Genomic DNA, 24,605 nt, shown 5'->3' on the forward strand with positions numbered 1-24,605 from the left:
AGCACCACGCAGAAATGGGTACGCCCTGCCATCCGGCCCTGGGGGGGGTCAGCGGATCAGCTTGCCCGTCGACGAGACGATCGACATCTCGACGAACGATGACCCGGTGTGGCGGGTCGGGCTGTAGCTGATCAGAATGCCGCCCATGTCGTAGTCGCGCAGGTTCTCCAGCGCCGTGACCAGGCGCTCGCGGGTCAGGTCCGGCCCCGCTCGGCGCAGGCCTTCCACGAGCACCTTGGCGGACATGAAGCCTTCCATGCCGGCGTTGGTCAGCACCACGCCCTGCTGCCGCGCCAGGCTGCGGTATTCGCTGGCCAGCGTCATCTGGCTCGAGTTCGTGCCGGGAACGACCTGTGTGATGATGAGCCCGCGCGCATCTTCGCCAAGCTCCTTGATGAACGAGTCGGCGGCGTTGTTCGAGAGCGTCACGAACTGCGCCTGGCTGCCCGCCTTGCGCATGTCGCGGATCACGCGCGCCGCTTCCGAACCCGAACCGATCACCAGCACCGCCTGCGGCTCGGCCTTGTTCACTGTCGCGACCTGCTGCGTGATATCGCCCATCGGCCGCGCAAAGCTGGCCGACGCGGCCGGCTGCGTGCCACGGGCCTGCAAGGCAATGTTGAAGCCCTCGTAGACGTCCTTGCCGAAGCCATCGTTCGCGTAGACGATGGCGATGCGCGTCATGCCCGACGTCGACAGATGGTTGATGGCGCGCGCGACTTCATCCTGGTATTTGGCGCGCACGTTGAACACGTAGCGGTTGACCGGGCGGTGCAGCGTGATCGCGCCTGTCAGCGGCGCAATCAGCGGCACCTTTTCCGTCGCAATGATAGGCAGGATGCTTTCGTTCTGCGGTGTGCCGCGCACCATGAACAGTGCGAAGACCTTCTCGTCGTCGATCAGCTTGCGTACATTGTCGGGGGTTCGTTTCGCGTCAAACCCATCGTCAAGCGTCACCAGCTCGATGCGGCGCCCGGCGACGCCGCCGTTCGCGTTGACGGCGCGCAGGTACACCTGTGCACCTTCGATCTGCTCCTTGACCGATCCCGCCACCGGGCCGGACACGCCGGCCGATTGCCCGATGCGGATCGTGGTCTTGCTGACGCCCGGCTCCGCGAATGCCGCAGGCGCAGTGAACCCCAGCGTGGCGGCCAGCATGCCGCACGCAAACCATGTTGCCTTCATTGTCTTGACCCCTCCGCCTTGATGGCGTGCTGTAGTTGTAGCGTGGCTGCCGTCAACGCTCCCGCATACGATCATGCGGAATACGCCGAAGCAACGCTTCGCAAATTACCCGAACGAGGGTAATGGGGCAAACGGCGAGTGGGGTGAGTGTTGCTGCGACATCACACCGGAACCGGGTGCCGGCACCGGTGTGAGTCAGGGACGCGCGCGCCGCTCAGGCGCGCGGCAAAGGCACGGCGTAGCGCTTCAGGGGAACGCCGGTATGGCCGGATCCAGGCCCGCGAACGCGGCTTCCGGATGGACCTTCTGCAGCATCATTTCGATTTCCTCGACGCGGCCGCGGGGCACATCGACCATCAGCAGGATCTTGCCTGCCTCGATGTCCTTCTCGAAGGCGCGCAGGCGGCTGTTGGGCGCCGAACTGCCGATCATGCTCGCGGCCCACGCACCGAATACCGCGCCGAGCACGGCCAGCACGCCGACCAGGCCCCACTGCGGGGTGTCGCTGACGATCGGGAACATGGCCACCACCGCACCGGCCACCACGCCCACGCCGCCACCCACCATCAGGCCCATTTCAGCGGCATGGATGATGTCGGACGTCTGGAACAGGTTGGCTTCGTGCAGGCCCGTCATATCGGAACCGTCGCGCGCCACGAAATGGATATGACTGTTCTCCACGCGGGCCAACAGGAGGTCGTCCATGGTGCGTCGGGCACTGACCAGATCGGGCAATAACCAGAAGATGCGTTTGCGCATGTCTGTCTCCTCTATCAGGCCGTCCCGGAAGTGGGGATACCGTCTGTGGGACGGGGGTTATTTCTTTGTACGCCGTTCATGCAGCGAGTGCAAGACAGCGTTCCCACAGGCCCGGTGATGTGACGCGCGCGTCGGTTGCGCGCGTCACACTCGCCGTCGTTGCGCGTCAGAATGTGATCGGCAGACGCACATTGACCTGCAGGTCAGGCGTATCGCGCGTGAGGCCTGCACCCACCGACAGGTTCAGCGTGTAGCGGTTGTTGAAGCGGTAGGAGTAGCCCACCAGCAGCGTGCCCTGCGTCACGCGCACCGAGCCCGGTACCGTCTGTCCGTTCTGCTTGGTCGGCCAGATGATGGCCTGGTCGTAGCCGATCGAGAACGACGCATGCTCGTTGAGCGCGAGGCCCATGCCGAAGCTGAACTCGAAGATGTCCCCCGGGGCGATCTTGCCCAGTTCCTCCTTCTCGCCATTGAGCACGGTGCGGCTGACGTTGTTGCGCGCGAAGTTGTGCAGGTAGCTGAAGGTGCCGAAGAATACCGCCGGGTCGGTCGGCAGCAGCCAGGTAATACCCGGCTGGAGAGCCTGGAAGCCCGTGCCGGTAGGCAGGCCGAGTGGCAAGCCGGTGCCGGTGGTATTGCCGACGCAGCGTGTCACGCAATCTGTCACGACTTCAAACGGGTCCTTGCCGGTGTTCGACTTGTAGCGCAGCCAGCCGATGAAATACGGCAACTTTTCGCTGCCGTAGTTGATCTGGTAGCGCAGCGTGGCTTCCACATCGCCAAGGCCGCTGCCGCTGGAGTTGAACACGTTGTCGACCGCCGTGCCGGTGAATACCTCGCGGCTGACGGTAGAGCCCGAGCTGTGCACGTATGGCACCTTGGCTTCGATCTCCAGGCGCTTGGTAATGCCATAGCGCAGCGCGACCGACGCGAGGTACGTGGTCGTCTTGACCTCGCGCACATCGACCAGGCCGATCAGGATGGCTGGAATCACCGTATACCCAACCAGCGCAACGCGGTTGTTGGACGAGTAACCGTATTGGAAGCCAGGCTCGACTACCAGTTTGCCTTCGCCCGTGAGCACACCAGGCTGGTCGGTAATTGGTGCAATTTCAGGCGGACGGGTGTCGCGTTCTGGCGGACGTCCGACGGGCTCGTCAGCCGCCACCGTCTGGTCGGACGATTCGCCCTGCTGCGGTTGGCCGGACTGTGGCTGGGCCATCATTTGCGGCGGCTGGTCGCCCTGCTGCGGCTGCGGATTGGCCACGGCGTTTGGCACGCCTTGTGTGGCACTGGCCGCCGCAGCAGCCGTGGCCGCATTGGTAGCGTTGTCCGTCGGGGCCACCCCCGGCCCCGCGCCACCGCGCTTGCGCGCCAGCACGTCGTTGCCGATCACACTGCGCAGCTCGCGAATGACAGCTTCCTGCTCAGCCATGGCGCGCTTCATCGCCTCGAGCTGGCCGGCCTGTTCGGTGATCTGGTTTTGCAACGATTCGAGTCCGGACGCGGGCGTTCCCGCATCCGGTGGTGTCTGCGCATGCGCAAGTCCACCAAGCAATAGCAAGGTCGAGCATCCGGCGCTGCGGATGCCCTGCATCGACCGCTTCTTCATGACGTCTTCCTCCCCCGGGACGGCAGACTGGTTTTGCAGGCGCTCGCTTCCTCCTGCGCGCTTTTCCTCTCGCTACGGTTACCGCATGCTGGCAGCTCGCATCAGCACGTTGTTCAGTGTTGCGTTGGTGACTTGCGCCCGGAAAGCCTGTAGCGTATTCACGCTCGCGTCGATTGTCATCAGGCTCTGGATGCTCTGGTTGTTCAGTGTATTCTGGATGACCGTCAATGGTGTGCCCGCTTGCGTGCCCACGGCCGCCGCGTTGCCCGGCCCGTTCTGGATCACGCTGAGCAGCCCATTGGTCACCACCTGCCCGGTGGCTGTCGTGATGACGGTAGACGGCATGCCGGGTGCACCCGTATTACCGGTCACCGAGCTGGCGGATCCCGCACTGCTCGCCGAACTGCCCGCCGCCGCGCTGCTTGCGCTGCTGCTGGAGCCGTTGCCGCCGCTCGCACCGTTGCTGCCGAGCTGCACCCCCGCGGTCGTCGGGTTGCCGGCCAGCGCGCTGTTCACATCGGCCTGGGTGCTGCTGACGATGGCGGGACCCAGCGTTGCAGCGAGCTTCGCTGCCTGTTCCGAGGTGATTCGCGCAACGTCCGGAATGGTGATGCTGGTGGCCACCGCCAGGGCCCCGTTGACGAACACCGCTCGTTCAATACCGAACGACACCTGCAGGCCTCCAACGTCAAACCCACCACGCATTTCGTCCAGGCGGTCTTCAGTTACCGGTTTCCAGCCGGCCATGCTACCGCGCGTGACCGCGGCCAGTGGTTTGTCTTCCTTGGCCTCCTGCGCCGACAGTGCCGCCTGGGCAGGCACCGCGGCCGCATCGAGTGCATCGGGCAACGGCTGTTCGTTGGCGTGGGCGCCGCTGGCATATGCCATGCCCATCCCCAGCAATACAACCGCCGTGGCAGACCCTGCCCGGTTCAGGCAGGGTGCCGTTGTCTTGACGGATGTCTGGACCATGATGCGTTCCTCAGAAATCGCTTGGGCCATGCTTTGGCATGACGGTGAAGAACAGACTGTCCCGGTTGACTCCCATCCAGTAAGGTCCCATCGGCGCCACACGCCAGTCGGACGCAAGGTTGAAGCGCGCGGTTTCGGTGCGGTTATGGATCACGAACAGCAACTGGCTGTCCCAGATGCTTTCGAAGTGCTCGCGCGAAATCGAGCGCGTGCCCCGTGCGGGGTCGCCGATCAGGACCCGGTTCCCCCGCACACCCTTCACCACCACGAAATGGTGATACCCGTTCTCCACCACAAGCACGATGGCCGGTATCTGCGTTTCTTCAAGCTTGGAAAGCGGCAACTCGTAGCCGTCGGCCAAATAGCCCAGCGCGGCAAGGAAGCGCTTCATGTCCAGCAACGAAAACCCTTCGGCCCGGATCTTGGCCTGGTCGCCGTTGATGTACATATTCTGGAAAACCGTCGCCTCGTTGACCGGATGGCCATACTGAAACGTCAGCAGCGTCGCGATCGCGGCGGAGCCGCAACTGAAGTCGTATTGCTGCCGAATGGTGCTCTTGAAGCGCGCTTCGCGCACGCTTGTCACGGGAACGTTGTAGGCCTCGCCTACCGGGCCGTAGAACAGCGCGTAGTCGGCCAGGGCCGGCCGGCTACCCGCGCCAAGAGCCAGCGCAAACGGTACGGCCAGCAGCAATCGTCGCAGCAGCTTCATCACTTGAACTGAACGTTGACGATGGTTGCGTTCTGGATCAGCACATTCGACCCGGAATTCTGGATAGCAGTGGGAATGCCCGCCGCATTCGAGAATGCCCCTTCGGCAATGCTGTTGTAGCCCGAACGCACATTGACCGCGGCGTTGTCGGCCACGGTGCCGTGCAGGCGCATATCGTTGACTGTGACCTCAGCGCCTCCCCGGATGTTGTCCAGTGTAGTCGTTGGTACAGCTTTCGCCACCCCGCCAAAGAGACTAGTCCCCGGCGATGCTGCCTCCGGGACAAGGTCCGGGGCTCGCGCCGTGGGGGCGGGCGCGTCCGACAGTTGCGCCGGCGGTGGTTCTGCCTGGGCCTGGAATATCGGGCAAGCCAGGAGTACTGCCGTGCATGCCGCGACAGTGGTACGGACCGGTTGCATGGTGACGTCTCCCCGTGTTGCCCGGCATTTGCCGCCCGCTTTCGGGGCGGCAAGCGCCGGGCGATTACGTCTTCAGGCTGAAAAACCGGCACCGGACGGAGCGCCGCGAGGCGCCCCACCGATGCCGTGCACTGCCTTACCGGCTGCCGCCGACTTGCAGGTTGGCCTGAACGTTGACGCTTTGCTGCACCAGGGCTGCTACGCCGCTGTTCTGGGTCGCCATCATGATGCCCGCTGCCGTCTGACCAACGCTGGTCATGGTGTTGGACATGTCGAAGGTACCTGCCGTGACGTAGTTGTAGCCGCCATTGCCGCCAGTACCACCAGCGCCGCCGTTGCCTACACCACCAACACCGCCAGCACCGCCGGTGCCGGAACCGCCGGAACCACCGTTGCCGCCGTTACCAGCCGTCGCGCTGCCATTGGTAGCGCTACCGTTTGCCGCACCCGAAGTTGCGGCTGCCCCGGCACCACCGGCGCCACCCACGCTAGCCTGCGTGCCACCCGTGCCGCTCGTGGCGGAGCCGGCGCCACCGCTTGCCGTGGAGGTCGCAGCACCACCGGCGCCACCGACGCCACCCGTGCCAGTACCGGCACCACCGCTACCCGAGCCATTGCCGCCGGTCGAGGTTGCCGACGATGCACCCAAGCCACCGGCGCCGCCGCCCGCTGCCGGCGAACCCGCCGTTGCAGTCACGCCACCACCCGTGCCATTGGAGCTCGCGGCACCGCTGGTGCCACCAGCCGCGCCCGCTGCGCCAGCGCCGCCAGCACCGCCAGCGCCAAGGCCGAGGCCGTTGCCGCCATTGCCGCCGTTACCGCCACCGCCGCCGTTGCCACCAGACGAACCTGCACCACCGCCAACGCCGCCGCTGGCACCCAGGGCTCCGCCACCGAGCGCACCGGCGCTGCCGCCGCGGCCACCCGCACCAAGCGAAGCGCTCAGCGAGCCGCCACCCTTGCCAACGCCATTGCCGCCCGCGACCGACGCGTCACCGCCGCCACCGCCCTTGCTGCCTGCGGCGCTCCATGCGCTGCCGCCCGTGCCAGTCGCATCACCGCTGCCACCGGCCAGGCCTGCTGCCAGACCGCCCTTGCCGCCGTCACCACCGCTTGCGCGGCCGCTCGTGGCATCAGCGGCATTGGCGCTGCCATTGCTCGCATAGGCTTGCCCGCCAACTGCGCCGACTGCACCAGTGCCGGCAGCACCGTTGCCACCGTTACCGCCCGTACCGCCCTTGCCACCCAGACCGGTACCGCCATTGGCGCTGCCGAAGTTCTTGGCCACGTTGCCAATGTTCGAGACCGTGTTGCCGGTTACCGAGCCGTTCAGCTTGCTGATGGCCAGTGCCTTGCTGGTGTTGAAGGCGTTGCTGATGCTCGACGATGCGGCACCGCCGTTGGAGCCGGCATTACCGATGCCATGGTCGAACGAGTTCTGGCTGGTATTGTCGGAATTGGTCTTGGTCTTGCTGATGCCGACCGTGGTGTTCTTGGTGCTGGTGCGGCTGCGGTTGCTGCTGTCAGTGCTGTTGTCGTTCTTCTGAACCGCAACAGAGTTTTCGTTTGCAGCCGCGCCACTGCCACTTTGTGTGGAATTCGCCGTCGCAGTCTGGGTGTTGTCGCCAGCCCAAACCTTGTCGTTGTTGTTGGTCGGATTTGCCCATGCCTGCCCTGCGAACGCGAGGGCGATGGCAGACGCAAGAAGTGTCTTTTTCATACAATGCTCCCAGGAGAATTTCACACAGCGGCTCAGCCTCCGCCCATCGCTCCGCGGAACGATGGCTGGAGGTTCAGGTCCGGCACCGTGCCAAACCAGACCCCCACTGCGCATAATCGGTGCCAGCTTCGTCACCCCAAACCGCAATCCCTTGCGGCATAAGGCATTCGCAGACATTTCCGGGGAACTTTCGAATGCCAGGGGCGATCTCACCCCACCCTCCCCGCAGTGCATCACAAGCGACATGTCACACCGCTGTGACACGGACTTCGGCCTGCCTGCTGAGGGCCGTTACGCAGGCGTCGGGAACCCTTTAATTTTCAGTGACTTAGCGCGGGGCTCGGGGAATGCCCGATGCGACTGGGTGCGTATCGCTACTGAAACAGGGTGCCCGGCGATGCACAGGCCGCCAGAACCTTCCGCACGCGCCGGACAGCAGATATTGCCTTGGGGTCGCATGCCGCGAACCCAGCCGGCAGCGGCGCCGGGCAGACATTGCGCTCTCCCGCGGCTGCCCCGCGGGGCGCCATTCCGGACGAGATGCATCGCTGCAACAGATCGTCCCCGGCAGCATGCCGAAATCGGCTCATCGCACGGTCCCGCTAGGACTTATGTCTGATCTACAGTACATTAGAGGCATTACAGACTTGTCATGTCTCCGCAAGCGAAACCATGAGCGAAGCCGTCGTTCCCCTGTATCACCAGATTTACGTGGTACTGCGCCAGCAGATCGTCGAAGGCCGCTTTGGCCAGGGACCCCTGCCGGGCGAAATTGACCTGGCCAAACAGTTCCACGCATCGCGCGTGACCATGCGGCGCGTGTTCGACCGGCTGGTCCAGGAAGGACTCGTGCGCCGCCACCGCGGACTGGGCACCTTCGTCAACCCGCACCCGGTCAAGCCGGCGGCATCTGCCGAAGAGCGTGGCGCCAGCCTGCTCGACAACATCATCGACATGGGCCAGAAGACGGCCGTGAAGGTGATTTCGATCGACGAGGTCCACGCCACGCCGGAAGTCGCCGAGGCGCTGGATCTCTCGCCCGGCGATCCGGTGGTGAAGATCGTGCGCGTGCGCCACTACCGCAACCGGCCGCTGTCGCACATCACGGTCTACCTGCCCGCGGAACTGGGCCGCCCGATCACGCGCAAGGCGCTCGAGGAACAGCCGGTGCTGCGCCTGCTGGAAAGCGGCGGCGTGCGCCTTGGCCGCGCCAGCCAGACGCTGTCCGCGCGCCTGGCCGACGTGGTGGTCGCTCCGCTGCTCGACGTGCCGGTCGGCGGCGCCCTGCTGGCGGTGCGCCGCGTGGTCAAGGACAGCGACGGCCGCCCGGTCCAGTTCCTGCTCGGCCAGTACCGGCCAGACCGCTACGAGTACCGCATGGAGCTATCCCCCGCCGGGGTCGACAGCGCCAACGTCTGGGTGGAGAACGAAACCCGCCCTGGCCTGCGCGACTGAACTGGCCCGGCCGGCGCAGGGCGCCCAACAGCTCGACAGCCCTGCCTGCCCAGCGGGATCGCCCCATGCCGCGCGATCCCCGGCGATACTGCGCAATCGTGATCACTTCCCGCAAGGAGTTGCTGTCATGCCGTTGTTTCGTCCACGCTCGCCGATCCGGCCACGCGCGCTGAGCGCCGGGCTGCGCCATGCTGCCCGCGCCTGCGTGCTGGCGTTGTGTGCGGTGCCGTTCGCCGCGCACGCTCAGATCGCGGGCGGCAAGGCCGTCCGCATTCTCGTGGGCGCGCCGGCCGGTGGCACCACGGACACGCTGGCCCGCACCATCGCGCAGGAAATGTCCCAGCAACTCGGGCAGCCCGTGGTGGTGGAGAACCGGCCGGGCGCCGGCGGCAACATCGCCGCCGATCTGGTCGCCAAGAGCGCGCCCGACGGGGCCACGCTGCTGATGAGCTTCACCAGCCATACCATCAACGCCACGCTCTACAAGAAGCTGCCGTTCGATCCGGTGCACGACTTCACGCCGATCACGCTGGTGGCAACCGTGCCCAGCGTGCTGGTGGCAAACCCGCGGCTACCCGCCAGCAACGTGCCGGAACTGATCCGCCTGGCACGCGCGCAGCCCGGCAAGCTGAACTTCGCCATCGGCTCGGTCGGTTCGTCGGTGCACCTGGCCGGCGACATGTTCAAGATGATGACCCACACCTACATCGTGAACATTCCGTACAAGGGCACTGCGCCGGCCATCACCGACCTGCTCGCGGGACAATGCGACCTGATGTTCGCGAGCACGCTCAATGTCCTGCCGCATGTGCGGGCCGGCAAGCTCAAGGTACTGGGCGTGACCAGCCCCACGCCGTTGCCGCAGTTTCCGGGTGCGGCGCCGATCGGCGCCACCGTCAAGGGTTTCGAGTCGAGCGCGTGGTTTGGCCTGTTCGGGCCGGCCGGGCTGCCGGCGGACGTGACGCAGGCCCTTTACCAGGCGGCCCGCAAGGGGCTGGAAGCGCCGGCCGTGCGCAAGCGCCTGGAAGCCGATGGCGCACAGCCGCTCGGCACCTCGCCGGAATCGTTCGCCGCGTTCGTGCGGCAGGACGTCAAGCGCTGGGCCGAGGTCGTGAAATATTCGGGCGCCACGCCGGAATGAGCGTGGCCGCAGCATCCGGGCTCATCCCTCCCGCCACGCTGGCCCAGAAGCTGGTCGCGCGTGCCGCCGGGCTCGCGCACGCCGAACCCGGTTCGCTGGCGATATGCCGCGTCGACCTGGCGATGTCGCACGATTCCAGCGGACCGCGCCGCGTCGCGCCGTTGCTGGAGGCACTCGGCACGACCGTGTGGGATCCATCGCGCTACGTGGTCGTGACCGACCATTTCGTGCCGGCCTCCGATCCCGCTGCTGAAGCCATCCTGCGCTTCACGCGCGACTGGACGCGCAGCAGCGGCGCACACCTGATCGACGGCGAAGGCATCTGCCACGTGGTACTGCCCGAGCATGGCCACGTGCTGCCCGGCCGCCTGATCGTCGGCGGCGACAGCCACAGCCCGACCGGCGGCGCGTTCGGCGCGTATATGTTCGGCGTGGGCGCCACGGAGATGGCCGGCGTGCTGGCCACGGGCGAAATCTGGCTGCGCGTGCCGCAGACCATCCGGCTGCAGTGGGACGGCGCGCTGGCCCCCGGTGTCTGCGCCAAGGACATGATGCTGTTCCTGTGCGCGCGGCTGGGACTGGGCGGCGGCCGCTACGAGGCGGTCGAGTATGCCGGCAGCGCCGTGGCGGCACTGCCGATGCAGGAACGCATGACGCTGGCCAATATGAGCGCGGAGCTTGGCGCGCAGACCGGACTGGTCGCGCCCGATGCCGTCACGCTGGACTGGCTTGCCGCGGCCGGCGTGCCGGCGCCGACGCTGGCGGAGATCGACCTCGCACACTGGCGCAGCGATGCCGATGCGCCGCTGCTGGCGAACCATGTCTTCGATGCCCGCGCGCTGACACCGCAGGTGGCCGCCCCCCATTCGCCCGCCAACAGCGCACCGGTGGATCAGGCCGCAGGCGAGTCCGTGCAGATCGCCTACCTTGGCGCCTGCACCGGCGCCAAGCTCGAGGATCTGCGCATGGCCGCCAGCGTGCTTCGCGGACGCCGCGTGGCGCCAGGCGTCAGCCTGCAGGTAGCGCCCGCTTCCGCGCGCGACCAGCAGCAGGCGCGGCGCGAAGGCACGCTGGCTGTGCTGGCCGACGCGGGCGCCGAACTGCTGGCCAATGCCTGCGGAGCCTGCGCCGGCTATGGCGCGGCACGCTTTCCCGCCGGCAGCCGGGCGATTGCCTCGACTGCGCGCAACTTCTCCGGGCGCATGGGCGATGCCGGCAGCGCGGTATGGCTTGCGTCCCCGCTGACTGTGGCGGCCAGCGCCGTGACCGGACGCATCACCGATCCACGTACCCTGCTCTGAAGCCGTATTTCCATTTCCGCATGACCGAGCCTTCCGTTCCCGCGACCGCCGGCCGCATCTGGCGCTTTGGCGACAACATCGACACCGACGCCATGGCGCCCGCGGTACTGATGAAGGCTGCGCCGGAAGTCCTTGCCGCGCATTGCCTGAAAAGCCTGCGCCCCGAGTTCCCGGACCGGGTGCATCCGGGCGACGTGGTGGTAGCGGGCGCCAACTTCGGCATCGGCTCCTCGCGCGAGCAGGCGCCGCAGGCGCTGCACCAGCTGGGGGTGCGCGCCGTGGTGGCGCCGTCGTTCGGCGGGCTGTTCTACCGCAACGCCATCAACCTCGGCCTGCCGGTGCTGGTATGCCCCGACACCAGCCGCCTGGCGGATGGCATGCTCGCGACGCTGGATCTGGACCATGCCGTGCTGCAGCTTGGCGACGGGACAACCGTGGCTTGCGAACCCGTGCCGGTATTCCTGCGCGAGATCCTGCACGCAGGCGGCCTGATCCCCCACCTGAAGACGAAGCTGGCACGCCGTTGACGGGTTAGCCGGCGCTTACACCGGGCCACATTGCAGCCTCGCGCAGCAATGCCAGCGCCTCGTCATCGCTGGTCTGGGTGAAATCCAGATAGAAGGCACCCACGGCGCCGAAGTTCGCCGGTGTGTTCAGGCAGATGACCCGGTCCGCGGCAGCCTCCAGGCTGGCCAGGCCATCGGCGGCCCCCACGGGCACGGCGGCGATCACCTCGGCCGCGCCGGCCATGCGCACGCCTTCGAGCGCGGCGCGCATCGTGGCGCCGGTTGCCACGCCATCATCGACGACGATCACCGTGCGGCCGGCCAGGCGCGGCAGCGGTGCGCCGCCACGGTACCGCTGCTGGCGCCGCACGATCTCGTCGAGCTGGCGTCCGCGCTCGGCGTCGAAGCTTCCGCTTTCCACGGCGCGGCGCACCCACGGATCGTCGTTGATCACGGTATGCGGGTCGCGTCCGGCGTCGCCCTCGACCACCGCGCCGAGCGCCAGCTCCGGGTAGCCCGGCGCGCCAATCTTGCGCACGAGCAGCACGTCGAGCCGCGCCCCGATTGCGCGTGCGACTTCATACGCCACCGGCACGCCGCCGCGCGGCAGTGCCAGCACCAGCGCGGGAGTGCCCTCGCGCGGCTGGCCGACACCGAGTTCGGCCAGGTGGCGCCCCAGGTACTGGCCGGCCTCACGTCGGTCGGCAAAGCACGGCGGCATGGACATGGCGCGCTCCTGCAGGATGGTCGGCGTGGTCGGCACATGGAGTGGGTCGGAGACCCCTCAGCCACTATAGTCTGTCCCCGGCGTCCCGCCCCGCTGGTATCGCCCGGCCACACATTGAACGCAATGCGGCAACACTGTGTTGCACTGCGGCAGGCTGATCGCCGGAGCGAGGCCCGTTAGCATGTCTCTCAGGCGGCAACACCGCCAGTGTGATGAAGCGGCCCCTGCGGCCGCACCAACCGTGAGCCTGACATGACTTCGCAGCACCCCGCCAGCAACGAACAAGACGTCTCCCGCCGCGACCACGAGCTCGACATTCCGTTCGGCTCGCTGGACGCCGCCGCCATGGCTGAACTGCCGTACACCTTCCGCCAGTCCGGCACCTGCACGCAGTACTTCCGCGATTTCTTCAGCTGAGCGGCGTCGCGCTCAGTCCGTTCACGCCATTCGTGCCCATCGCCTGGTCGCAAAGCGCGACCAGGCGTTCCATCATGTCGCGCGCAGCGGCGGAAGGCTCGGGCTGCGCGTGCAGGGTCAGTTCGATGGCCGGTACGGCGCCGAGCCAGGGTTCGTCATCGAGCAGCCGGTGTGCCGCCGACGCCAGCCGGCGCGGCAGCAGGCTGATGCCAAGCCCGTCCGCCACGGCGGCGCTGATGCTGGCGAGGCTTGCACTGACGAAGCCGATACGCCAGCGGCGTCCGCTCGCATCGAGCGCATGCGTCATCTCGCCGCGGTAGAGGCCGCCGCTCGGGAAGGCCACCAGCGGCACCGGGTCGCGCGCCACGGCCGGGCGCGTGCGGCTGTCGATCCACGCCAGCGGCTCGGGCCAGCAGGCCACGCCGGCGGCGTGGCCGACGCGCTGCTTGACCAGCGCCAGGTCCAGTTCGCCGTCCTGGAAGCGCTGCCATAGCTCATGGCTCAGCCCGCTGGTCACTTCCAGCCGGATACCGGGCCAGGTATCGGCAAACCCCGCCAGTACCGCCGTCAGCGGCTGCGCCGCGAAATCCTCGGGCACCCCCAGCCGGATCTCGCCCTGGCCTGACGTCTGACGCACCTGCTCCACCGCCTCGGCCATCAACTGCTGCAGGCGCCGCGCGTAGCCGAGCAGACGCTCGCCCTCGGGCGTGGTGGTGACGTAGCGGCCGCCCCGGTCGAGCAGTTCGCAGCCCAGCTGTTCTTCCAGCCGCCGCACTTGCTGGCTCACCGTCGATTGGGTCAGGTGCACGCGTTGCGCCGCGCGGGTAAAGCTGCCGCTTTCCGCAACGGCGATAAAGCTCTGGAGCAACGCAGGATCGAGGCGGGCGTCATGCACGGCAGTCAGATATTTGGTTTTCCACTGCTGACGATTTCATCATTTAATTTCCCAATTGCAAAGGCCGGGCGTAGATTGGCGACTCTCCCTGTCACGCCCCTTGCCGCATGGCACGTGCGCTGCACGTCATGCCGTGAGCCGGCACTTACTTTAGCTACGCAATGGCAACCCACGAACAACTGATGCGCGAGGCGGTCGAACTCGCCCAGACCAATCTGCGGCGCGGCGGCCGGCCCTTCGGCGCGGTGCTGGCCATCGACGGCGAAGCCGTGGCCACGGGCGTGAATGACATCGTCCACAGCCACGACCCCACCACGCATGCCGAGATGGAGGCCGTGCGTGCGGCGGCCCGCAAGCTGGGCCGGCCCGACCTGAGCGGCAGCGTGGTCTACGCCAGCGGCCATCCGTGCCCGATGTGCCTGGCGGCGATGACCATGGCCGGCGTGCAGGCGGTGTACTACGCGTTCGACAACGACGACGCCGCACCCTATGGCCTGTCGAGCGAAGCCGCCTACCAGGCGCTGCGCCTGCCGCTGGTGCCGCCACCGCTGCCACTGCAGCGCGTGCCCGTCGATATCTCCGCCGCGCAGCTCTACGGCACGCGCCAGCCCCGTGGCTGAGCGCATGGCGGTCGGCACGCAGGGTGCGGATCGGGCCCCGCCACGCTGGCTGGTCCTGGCCGCCATCGTGGCGATCGGCCTGAACCTGCGTCCATTTCTGACGGCGGTCGGTCCGCTTGCCGCCACCATCCGCGCCGGCACGGGGCTGGACTACGAAGGCATGGCGTGGCTCACGCTGCTGCCGATGCTGCTGATGGGCGTCGGCGCCTTTGCCGCGCCGGCCATCCGCCAGCGGCTTGGCGCGCGCCGGGCGGTACTGGGCGCGCTGGCCATGCTTGGCGCGGGATCGGCCTTGCGCGCGCTGGCGACGGACGGAGCCTTGCTGGTGACGACCGCAGCCGTGTGCGGCCTTGGGGTTGCCGTGGTGCAGGCAGCCTGCCCGGGCCTCATCAAGCAGGAATTCCCGCGGCGCGTCGCACCGGTCATGGGCTTGTATTCGGCCGCGCTGATGGGCGGCGGCGCGCTGGGCGCGCAGATCGCCCCGGTCATCGCGAACCTGTCCGGCTCATGGCAGCAGGGCCTGGCCTGGTGGGCGCTGCCGGTCATGGCGGCGCTGGGCCTCGCATGGCGGGCGCTGCCGGCGCCTGCCGGCCCGGCACCGACCACACGTGCCGCGCACCGGCCCGCAGGGCAGCTTCTGCGCCGACGCCGGACGTGGATGCTGATGGTGTGTTTCGGCGTGATGAACGGCGGCTATGCCTCGCTCGTTGCGTGGCTGGCGCCGTTCTACCAGCAGCACGGCTGGAGCGTCGCACGCAGCGCCAGCCTGGTGGCCGTGATGGCGATCGCCCAGGCCGCGGCCGCGCTGCTGTTGCCGACGCTGGCAGCGGCCCGCCAGGATCGCCGCGCATGGATGGCGGCCGCGCTCGCCATGCAGGCCGCGGGCTTCGCCGGCCTGGCCCTGTGGCCGGAATGGTCGCCGTATGCCTGGGCTGCGATCGGCGGTGCCGGGCTCGGCGGCTGCTTTGCGCTGTATCTGGTGGTGGCGCTGGACCATCTGCCTGATCCGGAAAGCGCCGGCGCACTGGGCGCATTGATGCAGGGTGGCGGCTTCCTGCTGGCGTCGCTGGCGCCGTGGATCACCGCCGCGCTGCATTCGCGCACTGGCGATTTCATGGCGGGCTGGTGGTATCACCTGGGCTGCGTGGCGTTCGTGGCTGCGCTCACCCTGCGCCTGAACCCGGCGCGCTATGCCGTGTCGATGACCGGCACCCGGTCGATGGCTTGATAGGTCTTGCCGGGCAGGAACGGCATCGCGCCGGCCGGTCCCCGCGTCAGCGCGGCGTAGCGCGCTCGATGATCGCGCTGACGTCCGCGGAATCGGGGTCGGCGGCCACCGGCAGTGCAAACAGCGCGCCCGCCGCGGGCGTCAGGCCCTGCACGATATGAAGGGCGATCAGGATGAGCATGACCGGCATGGCGCCTCCCTGCATGGTTGCCCGGGACTGCCGCACGTAGCGCAACCTTCGTGCCATGGCCCTGACGCCTTGCGGGCCATTTGCGGCACCAGCGCGGCATCAGGGCGGCACCACTCCGGCACCGGCGCCGGGAAAATGCTGCGCCATCGTGAGGCAGTAATGCCCCAAGCGTACCCAATTCTGCGTACCACGGTACAGCCCCAGACGGCATGTCCTGGGGCGGCCGGGCGAATGCGCCACGCCAAATCCTTTGCGAGATCTATTTCCGATGTAACGCCACATTACCTTCGGCCGACGAAGGCGGGCGGCCTCTGCCGGCCTGGCGCGCAGCCCGCAAACCCTTGTGTGGCAAGGGTTTGACGGCAACGGGGCGAAGCCGCGCAGGACCCCGAGCCTCGCATGCGTCATGTGAGACAGCCTTACAAGTGCAACCACGCAGCGCGGGGCCGCGTCGCTACATTGAAGCCGTGTTCAACGCGAACGTCCGGAGCCTCACATGAAACGCGCCCTCTGCCTGGCCGTGCTGCTGTCCACCACCGCAGCGCTGCTTTCCGCCTGCATCGTGGTACCGCCTCGCGGCGGCCCGCCGCCCCGCTATCACTACTACCACGACCGCTACTGATACCGCCGGGCCCGTCAACCAGACCCCAGGAGAACCAACATGAAACGCCAGATCCTTCTCGCCGCAGCCGTTCTCGCCGCCGGAGGTACCTTCGGCCTGCTCAGCCCCGCACAGGCCCACGATGGCCCGCCCGCCTACAGCTACGGCCACCCGCCGCCCCCGCCACGCTACGAGCCGCGCCCGCCGGCACGCCCGGGCCAGGCGTGGGTGCCGGGCCACTGGGTTGCCGGTGGCGGCCGCTACGACTGGCGCGGCGGCTACTGGCAGGCACAGCGCCCGGGATACCGCTACGTGCCCGACCGCTGGGTACAGAGTCCCCGTGGCTGGGTCATGCGGCCGGGACACTGGGCGCGCTGACCGGACACCAGGATGACCGCCTGGTTGGTGGCAAGACCCCGGAGCGGCAGTGCAGCACGCTGCTCCGGCCTCATCCCGAGGGGGGAATCCCCCCTCCTCCAGAAGCACTAGATCGCGTGTCCGCACAAGCGCTTCAAGCGCCGCTGGTATTGAGAAACACTGTCAACAAATGCCGTTTCATAATTGCGCCACCTAATGATTGCGGGATTTTCTTCTACCCCCCGAAGGGGTTATAAAATACGCACGCCACGGCACTAAATAATCGAATCGGTTTCAACTCTGAAACCATCCGGCAAACCCGTGTCTCAGTTGTGATACGGTTCCGAACCCTCCCGAAAATGACGTTCTCACGACAATACCCCGCGGTATGGAGGGATTTTCGGAGGGTATTATGAAGGCTGGTTCATTCCCCCCTTGTCCAATGCCGTATTAGCCCCGCTTGCAATCCATACCACCACCCCATAAGATGGTTTTAAGCCGATTTAGGAGCGAGAAACTTTCGGGTTCGGGTTCGGGTCATCTTCCAGCCGCCGACAAGTTCCGAGCAGAAGAACGGGACAGGCCGGACATGGAAGCACGGGGGTCAGGGCAGTCAGTGGACCGCAGCAGCGCGTCCGCTTGCCGTGCAATGCCTTCCCATACGCAAAGCGCCCGCATTCCCTCCCGAGTAACGGGGAGTGAAACAATGAACGCCTTGCTGATCGAGGAGCATCCGCTGCTCCGGCTCGGGCTGCTGCAGATGCTCGAGAACATCCAGGATTCGGGTCACGTCGCGGCGCTTGCGCCTGACGAACTCGGGCGAAACGATAACGTGCCGCACAATGCCGACCTGCTGGTGTTCGGCATGCCGGCGGACACGCGCATCGGCTGGGCGCAACTGCAGGTCGCACGCGAACTGCTGTCGCCGCAGCGCATCCTGATCCTGGCCGACCAATTGCCACTGCACATGCCCGATGCGGACAGTGCACGCAGCGTCTGCGGCTGCCTGCCCAAGTCGGCTTCGCTGGCAGTGATCGAGGCCGCCATCCGGCTCGCAGTATCAGCAGTGCAAGGGCTGCTGTTCAGCGCCGAGATCGGCACCATGCCGTCGGCATCGCGCCCGGCGCTGCCCGTTACGCAATCTCTCGCTTCCGCCACGCCGCTGCCGCCGGCGGCAGCCCAGGCCGACCCGCTGTCCCTGGCAAGCTGCGCCGGCGCCCCGCGCAGCGCGCTGCGCGCCAGCGTTGCCGTGCGCGACCTGACCGGTCTCCGGCCCGGCCAGCCGCTGTCCGGCAGTTCGCGTCCGAGCGAGCCGCCTGTCGAGGCCGAGCCGAGCTATGACGAAGCGGAGATGCTCAAGATCACGCCGCGCCAGTACGAGGTACTGGTGCTGCTGGCACGCGGCTATCCGATCAAGACCGTCAGCCGCATGCTGAACATCTCCGTGGCCACGGTGAAGAGCCATGCCTGCACGCTCTACCAGCGGCTCAAGGTCCGCAACAAGGGCGAGGCCGTCTATGCGGCCCTGCAGCGCGGCGCCACGCTGGAATGGGTCAGCGGCGACGAGCGCGTGACGCGGGACAGCAGCATGCGCCCGGTGGTTGCACGCCACAGCGAAGCGGCCGTCTACGAGGCCGCCAGCCCGACGATCTGAACGTCAGCACCAGCGCCGCGCCCGCGTGACAAGACGGGCCGGCGCTGCCCCGGGCATCCCGGGACCGAGGGGTCAGCCATGCCAGCCAGCACTTTCCTGCCCACGTTTTCCGTGTGCGTCTGCACGCGCGACAATCCGGACGGCCTGCGGCAAACGCTGCAGTCGATCTTCGAATCCACCATGCCGCCGCACGAGATCCTCGTGTCGGACGACAGCAGCAATTACGAGACGCGGCAGATGATGCGCGAGTCGTACGCCGCAATCCCGTATCTGGAGGGGCCACGGCGCTCGCAGGCCGCGAACCGCAACCGGCTCGTGCGCGCGGCGACCGGCTCGCACGTACTGTTCCTCGACGACAGGACCCTGCTTGGCACGACGTTCCTGCAGCAGATGGCGGAGCGGTTCGCGGACGACTATATCCATCGGGCGCAGGTGGAAGACGTGGTCGCGCCCTTGATCCTGACGGGGATGGTGTTGCAGCGCGGGCGGCGCAGCCGGCCGCGCAAGACCACCTTTCTCGGCTACCCGTCCCAGGAATATCGCTGCGGAGAACGGTTGCTGGCGGTGGAATTGCCTAGCGCGGTGTTTCCGCGGGAACTGTTCGAACATGCGGGCTTCGACGAAGCCCTGGCCAACGGCTACGACGTCACCGAGCTGACCGATCGCGCCGTCTATGCCTACGCGCACCGCATTGAACTGATGCCGAGCGCCGTCAACCTGCATGCCGATGCGGACGGCGACGAAGCCAGGCCATCGCCGGAGCGCGAAGCCGCGCGCCTGTATGTGACGCTGCGACGCTACTGGCATGGCCAGCACCGGCCGGTCAAGGCCGCGGCCTGCCTGGCGGCGGGGCTAGGGCACTGCCTCGCGGTCCAGGTGCTGCATGCAGGCGGACCTGGCGGCGCCCGGTTCTGGCCCACGGCAACCATGTTGCACCGCCTGCTGCGCAGCCATGCCGCCGATGACGACACCAGCCTGGCCCGGCACGCGCGCATCTGAGCGCGCATCTGTCAAAGGGAGCGCGCCGTTCAGCGCGACAGCGCGTCGAGCGAGGCGCTGGCGCGATTGATCGTGATGACCGTCTTGCCGGTCAGCGGATCTTGCTGGATGCGCCGCGAGTAGAAGGTCCTGTCGCCGAAGACATCCGTACTGTGGGCCAGCGCCGACTTCTTCAGGTCCACGAACGCGTGCCGGACACCGCCGACCAGCACGAGGACCAGTCCCACGGCAAGCGCCGCGAGCACGCGAGAGTCCAGCCGCACCATCGGCTGTCGCAGGTTGACCCACGCCACCGGCAAGCCGATGGCGGCGCCTGCAAGCGTCTCGGAGATCGTGTGATAGCGACCGATCACGAGCGCAAGCGCCACCACCACCACCAGGACCAGTGCCGCCACCAGCCCGAACCGCGCCGCGCGCGGCCCGGCTACCGTGCCCGCCATGACGAACAGCACGGGATAGACCGCCGACGTCAGCATCGCATGGCCGCTGATGCTGTAGAGCCTCAGGCCCGGCAGCGACCAGCCCGCGAGTTCGAATGCGAGCTTGCCCGCCAGCATCAGGCAGAAGCCAATGCCGAACGTGACCAGCCAGAGCACGGCGCGCTTCCAGTGCCCGCAGCACGCCAGGCAGATCGCGATGCAGCCCACCAGCGGCAGGATCCAGGAGCTTTCCCCGGCGTGGACTATCGGCACCGCGCCCACCCCGTGCATCGAACGTCGTGGCGATGACGGTATGCGCAACGCCCGGATTCCACGGACATCATGATTCCAGCGTCGCGCATCGCAGCACCTGGCGGACCGTATCCGCGGTCTTGCTGATCTCCGCATCGGTCAGCGTCGGGTGCACCAGGAACATCAGGCTGGTTTCCCCGAGTTCCCTGGCCACCGGAAGACGCTCGGCGGGGCGCCATCCGGTGCCGTCGAAAGCCTTCTCGAGATAGACCTCGGAACATCCGCCGGCGTAACAGGGCACGCCCGCGGCGCTGACCTCCGCCATGATGCGGTCGCGCGTCCAGCCCGGCTGCAGAAGCTCCGGACGCACATAGGCATAGAACTTGTACCAGGCGTGCGTGATGTCCGGATCCGGAAGCGGGATGCGCAAGGCCCGGCTCGACCCGAGCCGCTCGGCCAGCGCCATGGCATGCTGCGTGCGGCGCTGCGTCCAGGCGTCGAGCTTGCCAAGCTGTATGCGGCCGATCGCGGCCTGCATCTCGATCATGCGCCAGTTGGTGCCGAACGACTCGTGCAGCCAGCGGAAGCCCGCCGGATGGGACCGCTCGTAGACCGCCTCCCAGCTCTTGCCATGGTCCTTGAAGGACCACATCCGCGACCAGAGCGTGGCATCGCTGGTGGTCACCATGCCGCCTTCCCCGCCCGTGGTCATGATCTTGTCCTGGCAGAAGGACCAGGCGCCGATATCGCCGATGGTGCCGACCGCGCGTGACTTGTAGCGCGCGCCGTGCGCCTGCGCGCAGTCTTCGATCACGCGAATTCCGCGCGAGCGCGCCAGCGCCATGATTGGATCCATGTCGCACGGATAGCCCGCAAGGTGCACGCAGATGACCGCGCGGGTGCGCTCGGTCAGCACCGCTTCGATCGTGCGCGCGCTCAGGTTGCCGCTGTCGGGCTCCACGTCGGCAAACACCGGGACGGCGCCCGCATTCACCACGCACGAAATGCTCGCAATGAACGTCCGCGGCGTCACAACCACTTCATCCCCGGGGCCGATTTCCAGCGCCTTGAGCGCGAGGTCCAGCGCCAGCGTGCCGTTGGCGAGCGCCACCGCATGGCTGGCCCCGCACCACTGCGCAAACTCGCGCTCGAAGGCCCGGCATTCATTGCCGGTCCAGTAGTTGACGCGGTTCGACAGCAGGACCTTGTGGACGGCGTCGGCCTCTTCCGCCGTGAAGCTGGGCCATGGGGAAAATGCGGTATCTAGCATGGGATGAGCGCGGTAAGTGCAAACTGACTGCAGTCTGCTAGCCGTGAGGAAATGCCGTCCGGTCACCGGACCGGGCCGGCCATCAGTTGCTGCCGTTGAACACCGTGGCCGACACCTCGCCCTCGGCGCTGATGTCCTTGCGCCGCAGTACCGTGCCGACCGTGAGCCACATGATGCGCAGGTCCAGCCAGACCGACGCATGGTCGACATACCAGACGTCGAGTGAGAACTTCTGCTGCCAGCTCAGCGAGTTTCTGCCGTTGACCTGCGCCCAGCCCGTGATGCCGGGCCTCACGTCATGGCGGCGCGCCTGCTCCGCCGAATAGAGCGGCAGGTACGCCAGCAGCAAGGGCCGCGGGCCGACAATGCTCATGTCGCCCTTCAGCACGCACCAGAGTTCGGGCAACTCGTCGAGGCTCGTCCGGCGCAGGAACCAGCCAAATTCCGTGATGCGTTCCTCGTCGCTCAGCAGTTGGCCCCGCGCATCGCGCGCATCGGTCATGGTGCGGAACTTGATGACCTCGAACGTCTTGCCGTGCAGCCCTGCACGCTTTTGCCGGAACAGCACCGGACCGCCGAGCTTCCATCGCACCAGTCCCGCGACGACCAGCATCGGCACACCAAGCAGCAGCAACGCCAGCGTGGCACACGCGACGTCCAGTACCCGTTTCATCATTGTTTTTTCCTTCCAGGCAGACCCGGGAGCGCTCGCATGGCGGCAGGGCGCGCCATGGGGCGTATGAACCATCAAAACAGAGTTGGCGAAGGAAAGGAAGGCGCCGGTGTGCGCCACCCCACGCAAGGCGCCGCGAGCGCCGCGCGCCTGCGTACGCGAGCGAACGCTGGCGCATTGCATGTGATCTGTGACCACCAATAATTGTGACTAGCGATGCGGGACTGCGTCCTGCATCTACCTACGCTAAGGCCGGGCTTTCCGGCCACCGGCGGACAGGCGTTGTCGACTTTCGCAAGCAGTCGCTGCACTAGCCTGCCACAGCCGGGATTGAACGGGGCTCACGGGGAGGCAAATGAGTGTGCATCAGCAGTCTGGATCGGGCCGCAGCAGGCCGATCGCATCGAGCACGACGTTATTCTCCGCCGGGGAGACACGCATGCAACGCGCGTCCCGCCGCCAACGCCTGCCGGGAGCGCTGACATGACAGACGCGCTTTCGCTCGGGCTTCTCAGGCTGTCGCGCCGCCAGAAGGTGGCGCTGATGATCGCCGCCGACCTCCTGGCCCTGCCGCTGTGCTTTGCGTGCGCATTGTTCCTGCGGTCCGGGAACCTGGAACTGGTCACGCGGTACGGGCCGACGCCGGCGCTGGTGATCGCAGCCTGCACGATTCCCGTCTTCTCGCTGAGCGGACTGTATCGCACGGTCGTGCGCTACTTCGACCTGAAGGTGCTGTGGATCTCGGGCCTTAGCCTGGCGTGCCTGGTGGGCCTGACCTATACGCTGTCGTTCCTTGTCAACGACAGCAGCCTGCCGCGCACGGGCCTGCTGATCTACTGGTTCATCGCCTTCTCGTACGTAGTCTTCTCGCGCTTCATCGCCCGGGCACTGCTGCATCGTTCGCAGCAGCGGCGCAACGGGCTCGAAGAACGCAATATCCGCCGCGTCGCGATCTTCGGCGCCGGCGAAGCCGGCTTCCAGCTCGCCGTGGCCATGCGTTCGAGCGCGGAGTACCGTGCCGTCTGCTTCTTCGACGACGACGCGGCGCTGGACAAGAAGATCTTTGCCGACCTGCCGGTCCACCACACCAGGACCTTGCACGAACAGCTTCAGCAGCGTGCCATCCATGAAGTCGTGCTTGCCATTCCGACCCTGTCCTCGGGCAAGCGGCGCCATATCATCGACCTGCTGCACCGCCACGGCGTCAGTGTCCGCACGCTGCCGACGCTGCTCGAACTGGTGGACCGCAAGATCACCGTACAGTCGATCCGCGACGTCAAGGTGGAAGACCTGCTGGGCCGCGATGCCGTCCCCCCGCGTGAAGACCTGTTCGCGAAGTGCACGTTCCGCAAGGTGGTGATGGTCACCGGCGCCGGCGGCTCCATCGGCAGCGAGCTGTGCCGGCAGATTGCCACGTGCGAGCCGCAGCGGCTGATCCTGTTCGACCATTCCGAGTATGCGCTGTACGCGATCGAGCAGGAACTGCGCCAGCGCTATCCGGACCTGCTCATTGCGCCGCACATCGGCTCGGTGTGCGATGCCACCGCGGTGTCCGCGGCGCTGCGGGGCCAGGGCGTGGATACGATCTATCACGCTGCCGCCTACAAGCATGTGCCGCTCGTGGAAGGCAATATGTCCGAGGGGATCCGCAACAACGTGCTCGGTTCCTGGACCATCGCCAACATGGCCGACCATTTCGGCGTGCAGACCTGCGTGCTCATCTCGACGGACAAGGCCGTGCGCCCCACCAACGTCATGGGCGCCAGCAAGCGCATTGCCGAGCTGGCATTCCAGGCCGCTGCCGCGCGCCCGAATACGCGCACCACGTTCTCCATGGTGCGCTTCGGCAACGTGCTGGGCTCGTCGGGTTCGGTCGTACCGCTGTTTCGCAAGCAGATCCGCGCGGGCGGCCCGATCACGATCACCCACCCTGACGTGATCCGCTTCTTCATGCTGATCCCCGAAGCGGCGCAGCTCGTGATCCAGGCTGGCGCCATGGCCAAGGGCGGCGAGGTGTTCGTGCTCGACATGGGCAAGCCGGTACGCATCATCGACCTCGCACGTACCATGATCGAAATGTCGGGACTGGTGGAAAAGAGCCGCAAGAACCCGGCCGGCGATATCGAGATCAAGGTGGTTGGCCTGCGCCCCGGCGAAAAGCTCTACGAAGAACTGCTGATCGGCGGCGAGGTCACGCCCAGCGAGCACGCACGCATCATGTGCTCCCATGAGCCGCGCCTTGACGAAGCCGAGCTGCAGGAACGGCTCGACCGCCTGTTCCTTGCGTGCGAGTCCCGCGACGAACTGGAGATCCAGATCGCCGTGCAAGGCCTGGTGCCGGAATACGCGCCTTATTGTTCGATGGATTCGCCGCGCCGCAAGCCGACGCCCGATCCGCAGGAAGCGAGTCCGACGCTGCAGCTGGCGTTCCTGCGCATCGGATCGCGCAAGCGCGCGGTGGCCGACGGCGGCGCGGACATCGAACACGCAAGTATGCCGAGATCGAACGAAGTCACCTGAC

At 67.0% G+C, this 24,605-nt stretch carries 25 protein-coding genes; 12 read left to right on the plus strand and 13 right to left on the minus strand.

What is annotated here, in order from left to right:
* Positions 1-48: 48 nt before the first annotated feature.
* The 7 genes from KHO41_RS10400 to KHO41_RS10430 form a co-directional block, all read right to left on the minus strand.
* Positions 49-1,185, minus strand: a complete 1,137-nt coding sequence (locus tag KHO41_RS10400; protein ID WP_211953197.1) for an ABC transporter substrate-binding protein — start codon at positions 1,183-1,185, stop codon at positions 49-51.
* 246 nt (positions 1,186-1,431) lie between these two features.
* A complete protein-coding gene (locus tag KHO41_RS10405; RefSeq protein WP_211953198.1) occupies positions 1,432-1,944 on the minus strand; it encodes a DUF1269 domain-containing protein in 513 nt (170 codons plus the stop codon).
* A 166-nt stretch (positions 1,945-2,110) separates the two neighbouring features.
* Positions 2,111-3,556, minus strand: a complete 1,446-nt coding sequence (locus tag KHO41_RS10410; RefSeq protein ID WP_211953199.1) for an acetate kinase — start codon at positions 3,554-3,556, stop codon at positions 2,111-2,113.
* A 78-nt stretch (positions 3,557-3,634) separates the two neighbouring features.
* On the minus strand, positions 3,635-4,528 hold the full coding sequence (locus tag KHO41_RS10415) for a flagellin (protein ID WP_211953200.1): 894 nt from the start codon (positions 4,526-4,528) through the stop codon (positions 3,635-3,637).
* 10 nt (positions 4,529-4,538) lie between these two features.
* Positions 4,539-5,240 (minus strand): C39 family peptidase, encoded by a 702-nt coding sequence (locus KHO41_RS10420; RefSeq protein WP_211953201.1) that lies wholly within the window; start codon positions 5,238-5,240, stop codon positions 4,539-4,541.
* On the minus strand, positions 5,240-5,659 hold the full coding sequence (locus tag KHO41_RS10425) for a hypothetical protein (RefSeq protein WP_211953202.1): 420 nt from the start codon (positions 5,657-5,659) through the stop codon (positions 5,240-5,242). The genes KHO41_RS10420 and KHO41_RS10425 overlap by 1 nt, the downstream gene beginning before the upstream one ends.
* 136 nt (positions 5,660-5,795) lie before the next feature.
* Positions 5,796-7,379: a hypothetical protein gene (locus tag KHO41_RS10430; RefSeq protein WP_211953203.1), complete on the minus strand. Its 1,584-nt coding sequence runs from the start codon at positions 7,377-7,379 to the stop codon at positions 5,796-5,798.
* Between the two features lie 672 nt (positions 7,380-8,051).
* On the opposite strand from KHO41_RS10430, the gene KHO41_RS10435 reads away from it, so the two are divergent.
* The 4 genes from KHO41_RS10435 to KHO41_RS10450 all read left to right on the plus strand — a co-directional run bounded on the left by KHO41_RS10435 (position 8,052) and on the right by KHO41_RS10450 (position 11,803).
* Entirely contained in the window at positions 8,052-8,834 is a 783-nt protein-coding gene (locus KHO41_RS10435; protein WP_211953204.1) for a GntR family transcriptional regulator, read from the plus strand.
* 127 nt (positions 8,835-8,961) lie between these two features.
* Positions 8,962-9,975, plus strand: a complete 1,014-nt coding sequence (locus tag KHO41_RS10440) for a tripartite tricarboxylate transporter substrate binding protein (protein ID WP_211953205.1) — start codon at positions 8,962-8,964, stop codon at positions 9,973-9,975.
* Entirely contained in the window at positions 9,972-11,276 is a 1,305-nt protein-coding gene (locus tag KHO41_RS10445) for a 3-isopropylmalate dehydratase large subunit (RefSeq protein ID WP_211953206.1), read from the plus strand. Before KHO41_RS10440 ends, KHO41_RS10445 begins: the two co-directional genes overlap by 4 nt.
* A gap of 20 nt (positions 11,277-11,296) precedes the next feature.
* Positions 11,297-11,803 carry a LeuD/DmdB family oxidoreductase small subunit gene (locus KHO41_RS10450; RefSeq protein ID WP_211953207.1) on the plus strand — a complete coding sequence of 169 codons (507 nt, stop codon included), beginning with the start codon at positions 11,297-11,299 and terminating at the stop codon, positions 11,801-11,803.
* A 4-nt stretch (positions 11,804-11,807) separates the two neighbouring features.
* Here KHO41_RS10450 and KHO41_RS10455 read toward each other — a convergent pair whose 3' ends face one another.
* Entirely contained in the window at positions 11,808-12,509 is a 702-nt protein-coding gene (locus tag KHO41_RS10455; protein WP_211953208.1) for a phosphoribosyltransferase, read from the minus strand.
* 252 nt (positions 12,510-12,761) lie between these two features.
* Here KHO41_RS10455 and KHO41_RS10460 point away from each other — a divergent pair, with 252 nt between their 5' ends.
* On the plus strand, positions 12,762-12,926 hold the full coding sequence (locus KHO41_RS10460; protein ID WP_211953209.1) for a hypothetical protein: 165 nt from the start codon (positions 12,762-12,764) through the stop codon (positions 12,924-12,926).
* On the opposite strand, the gene KHO41_RS10465 is transcribed toward KHO41_RS10460, so the two are convergent.
* Entirely contained in the window at positions 12,919-13,821 is a 903-nt protein-coding gene (locus KHO41_RS10465) for a LysR family transcriptional regulator (RefSeq protein ID WP_211953210.1), read from the minus strand. The genes KHO41_RS10460 and KHO41_RS10465 overlap by 8 nt on opposite strands.
* A 161-nt stretch (positions 13,822-13,982) precedes the next feature.
* Between KHO41_RS10465 and KHO41_RS10470 the strand changes: the two genes are divergently transcribed.
* On the plus strand, positions 13,983-14,441 hold the full coding sequence (locus KHO41_RS10470) for a nucleoside deaminase (protein WP_211953211.1): 459 nt from the start codon (positions 13,983-13,985) through the stop codon (positions 14,439-14,441).
* Between the two features lie 4 nt (positions 14,442-14,445).
* Positions 14,446-15,669, plus strand: a complete 1,224-nt coding sequence (locus KHO41_RS10475; RefSeq protein WP_211953240.1) for a cyanate transporter — start codon at positions 14,446-14,448, stop codon at positions 15,667-15,669.
* A gap of 46 nt (positions 15,670-15,715) precedes the next feature.
* Here the strand turns inward: KHO41_RS10475 and KHO41_RS10480 are convergent, their stop codons facing one another.
* A complete protein-coding gene (locus KHO41_RS10480; RefSeq protein WP_211953243.1) occupies positions 15,716-15,916 on the minus strand; it encodes a hypothetical protein in 201 nt (66 codons plus the stop codon).
* Between the two features lie 439 nt (positions 15,917-16,355).
* Here KHO41_RS10480 and KHO41_RS41660 point away from each other — a divergent pair, with 439 nt between their 5' ends.
* The 4 genes from KHO41_RS41660 to KHO41_RS10495 all read left to right on the plus strand — a co-directional run bounded on the left by KHO41_RS41660 (position 16,356) and on the right by KHO41_RS10495 (position 19,470).
* On the plus strand, positions 16,356-16,481 hold the full coding sequence (locus tag KHO41_RS41660) for a hypothetical protein (protein WP_041680323.1): 126 nt from the start codon (positions 16,356-16,358) through the stop codon (positions 16,479-16,481).
* Positions 16,482-16,520: 39 nt separating this feature from the next.
* A complete protein-coding gene (locus KHO41_RS10485) occupies positions 16,521-16,838 on the plus strand; it encodes a YXWGXW repeat-containing protein (RefSeq protein WP_211953212.1) in 318 nt (105 codons plus the stop codon).
* Between the two features lie 685 nt (positions 16,839-17,523).
* Positions 17,524-18,471 (plus strand): helix-turn-helix transcriptional regulator, encoded by a 948-nt coding sequence (locus tag KHO41_RS10490; RefSeq protein WP_211953213.1) that lies wholly within the window; start codon positions 17,524-17,526, stop codon positions 18,469-18,471.
* Between the two features lie 78 nt (positions 18,472-18,549).
* Positions 18,550-19,470 carry a glycosyltransferase family 2 protein gene (locus KHO41_RS10495; RefSeq protein ID WP_211953214.1) on the plus strand — a complete coding sequence of 307 codons (921 nt, stop codon included), beginning with the start codon at positions 18,550-18,552 and terminating at the stop codon, positions 19,468-19,470.
* Between the two features lie 29 nt (positions 19,471-19,499).
* On the opposite strand, the gene KHO41_RS10500 is transcribed toward KHO41_RS10495, so the two are convergent.
* The 3 genes from KHO41_RS10500 to KHO41_RS10510 all read right to left on the minus strand — a co-directional run bounded on the left by KHO41_RS10500 (position 19,500) and on the right by KHO41_RS10510 (position 22,084).
* The gene (locus tag KHO41_RS10500) at positions 19,500-20,162 is read right to left on the minus strand and encodes a hypothetical protein (protein WP_211953215.1); all 663 of its coding nucleotides are present in this window, start codon (positions 20,160-20,162) and stop codon (positions 19,500-19,502) included.
* Between the two features lie 67 nt (positions 20,163-20,229).
* On the minus strand, positions 20,230-21,411 hold the full coding sequence (locus KHO41_RS10505) for a DegT/DnrJ/EryC1/StrS family aminotransferase (RefSeq protein ID WP_211953216.1): 1,182 nt from the start codon (positions 21,409-21,411) through the stop codon (positions 20,230-20,232).
* Positions 21,412-21,493: 82 nt separating this feature from the next.
* Entirely contained in the window at positions 21,494-22,084 is a 591-nt protein-coding gene (locus KHO41_RS10510; protein ID WP_244873783.1) for a sugar transferase, read from the minus strand.
* Between the two features lie 483 nt (positions 22,085-22,567).
* Here KHO41_RS10510 and KHO41_RS10515 point away from each other — a divergent pair, with 483 nt between their 5' ends.
* Entirely contained in the window at positions 22,568-24,604 is a 2,037-nt protein-coding gene (locus KHO41_RS10515) for a polysaccharide biosynthesis protein (RefSeq protein ID WP_211953218.1), read from the plus strand.
* The last annotated feature ends 1 nt before the right edge of the window (position 24,605 follow it).

The sequence above is a fragment of the Cupriavidus numazuensis genome, assembly GCF_905397435.1.
Lineage (GTDB): Bacteria > Pseudomonadota > Gammaproteobacteria > Burkholderiales > Burkholderiaceae > Cupriavidus > Cupriavidus numazuensis.

Bases quoted from the DNA above. Each gene is read 5' to 3' on its own strand.
- KHO41_RS10400 (WP_211953197.1), bottom strand. From the start codon at position 1,185: ATGAAGGCAACATGGTTTGCGTGCGGCATGCTGGCCGCCACGCTGGGG.
- KHO41_RS10405 (WP_211953198.1), bottom strand. From the start codon at position 1,944: ATGCGCAAACGCATCTTCTGGTTATTGCCCGATCTGGTCAGTGCCCGA.
- KHO41_RS10410 (WP_211953199.1), bottom strand. From the start codon at position 3,556: ATGAAGAAGCGGTCGATGCAGGGCATCCGCAGCGCCGGATGCTCGACC.
- KHO41_RS10415 (WP_211953200.1), bottom strand. From the start codon at position 4,528: ATGGTCCAGACATCCGTCAAGACAACGGCACCCTGCCTGAACCGGGCA.
- KHO41_RS10420 (WP_211953201.1), bottom strand. From the start codon at position 5,240: ATGAAGCTGCTGCGACGATTGCTGCTGGCCGTACCGTTTGCGCTGGCT.
- KHO41_RS10425 (WP_211953202.1), bottom strand. From the start codon at position 5,659: ATGCAACCGGTCCGTACCACTGTCGCGGCATGCACGGCAGTACTCCTG.
- KHO41_RS10430 (WP_211953203.1), bottom strand. From the start codon at position 7,379: ATGAAAAAGACACTTCTTGCGTCTGCCATCGCCCTCGCGTTCGCAGGG.
- KHO41_RS10435 (WP_211953204.1), top strand. From the start codon at position 8,052: ATGAGCGAAGCCGTCGTTCCCCTGTATCACCAGATTTACGTGGTACTG.
- KHO41_RS10440 (WP_211953205.1), top strand. From the start codon at position 8,962: ATGCCGTTGTTTCGTCCACGCTCGCCGATCCGGCCACGCGCGCTGAGC.
- KHO41_RS10445 (WP_211953206.1), top strand. From the start codon at position 9,972: ATGAGCGTGGCCGCAGCATCCGGGCTCATCCCTCCCGCCACGCTGGCC.
- KHO41_RS10450 (WP_211953207.1), top strand. From the start codon at position 11,297: ATGACCGAGCCTTCCGTTCCCGCGACCGCCGGCCGCATCTGGCGCTTT.
- KHO41_RS10455 (WP_211953208.1), bottom strand. From the start codon at position 12,509: ATGTCCATGCCGCCGTGCTTTGCCGACCGACGTGAGGCCGGCCAGTAC.
- KHO41_RS10460 (WP_211953209.1), top strand. From the start codon at position 12,762: ATGACTTCGCAGCACCCCGCCAGCAACGAACAAGACGTCTCCCGCCGC.
- KHO41_RS10470 (WP_211953211.1), top strand. From the start codon at position 13,983: ATGGCAACCCACGAACAACTGATGCGCGAGGCGGTCGAACTCGCCCAG.
- KHO41_RS10475 (WP_211953240.1), top strand. From the start codon at position 14,446: ATGGCGGTCGGCACGCAGGGTGCGGATCGGGCCCCGCCACGCTGGCTG.
- KHO41_RS10480 (WP_211953243.1), bottom strand. From the start codon at position 15,916: ATGGCACGAAGGTTGCGCTACGTGCGGCAGTCCCGGGCAACCATGCAG.
- KHO41_RS41660 (WP_041680323.1), top strand. From the start codon at position 16,356: ATGAAACGCGCCCTCTGCCTGGCCGTGCTGCTGTCCACCACCGCAGCG.
- KHO41_RS10485 (WP_211953212.1), top strand. From the start codon at position 16,521: ATGAAACGCCAGATCCTTCTCGCCGCAGCCGTTCTCGCCGCCGGAGGT.
- KHO41_RS10490 (WP_211953213.1), top strand. From the start codon at position 17,524: ATGAACGCCTTGCTGATCGAGGAGCATCCGCTGCTCCGGCTCGGGCTG.
- KHO41_RS10495 (WP_211953214.1), top strand. From the start codon at position 18,550: ATGCCAGCCAGCACTTTCCTGCCCACGTTTTCCGTGTGCGTCTGCACG.
- KHO41_RS10505 (WP_211953216.1), bottom strand. From the start codon at position 21,411: ATGCTAGATACCGCATTTTCCCCATGGCCCAGCTTCACGGCGGAAGAG.
- KHO41_RS10510 (WP_244873783.1), bottom strand. From the start codon at position 22,084: ATGAAACGGGTACTGGACGTCGCGTGTGCCACGCTGGCGTTGCTGCTG.
- KHO41_RS10515 (WP_211953218.1), top strand. From the start codon at position 22,568: ATGACAGACGCGCTTTCGCTCGGGCTTCTCAGGCTGTCGCGCCGCCAG.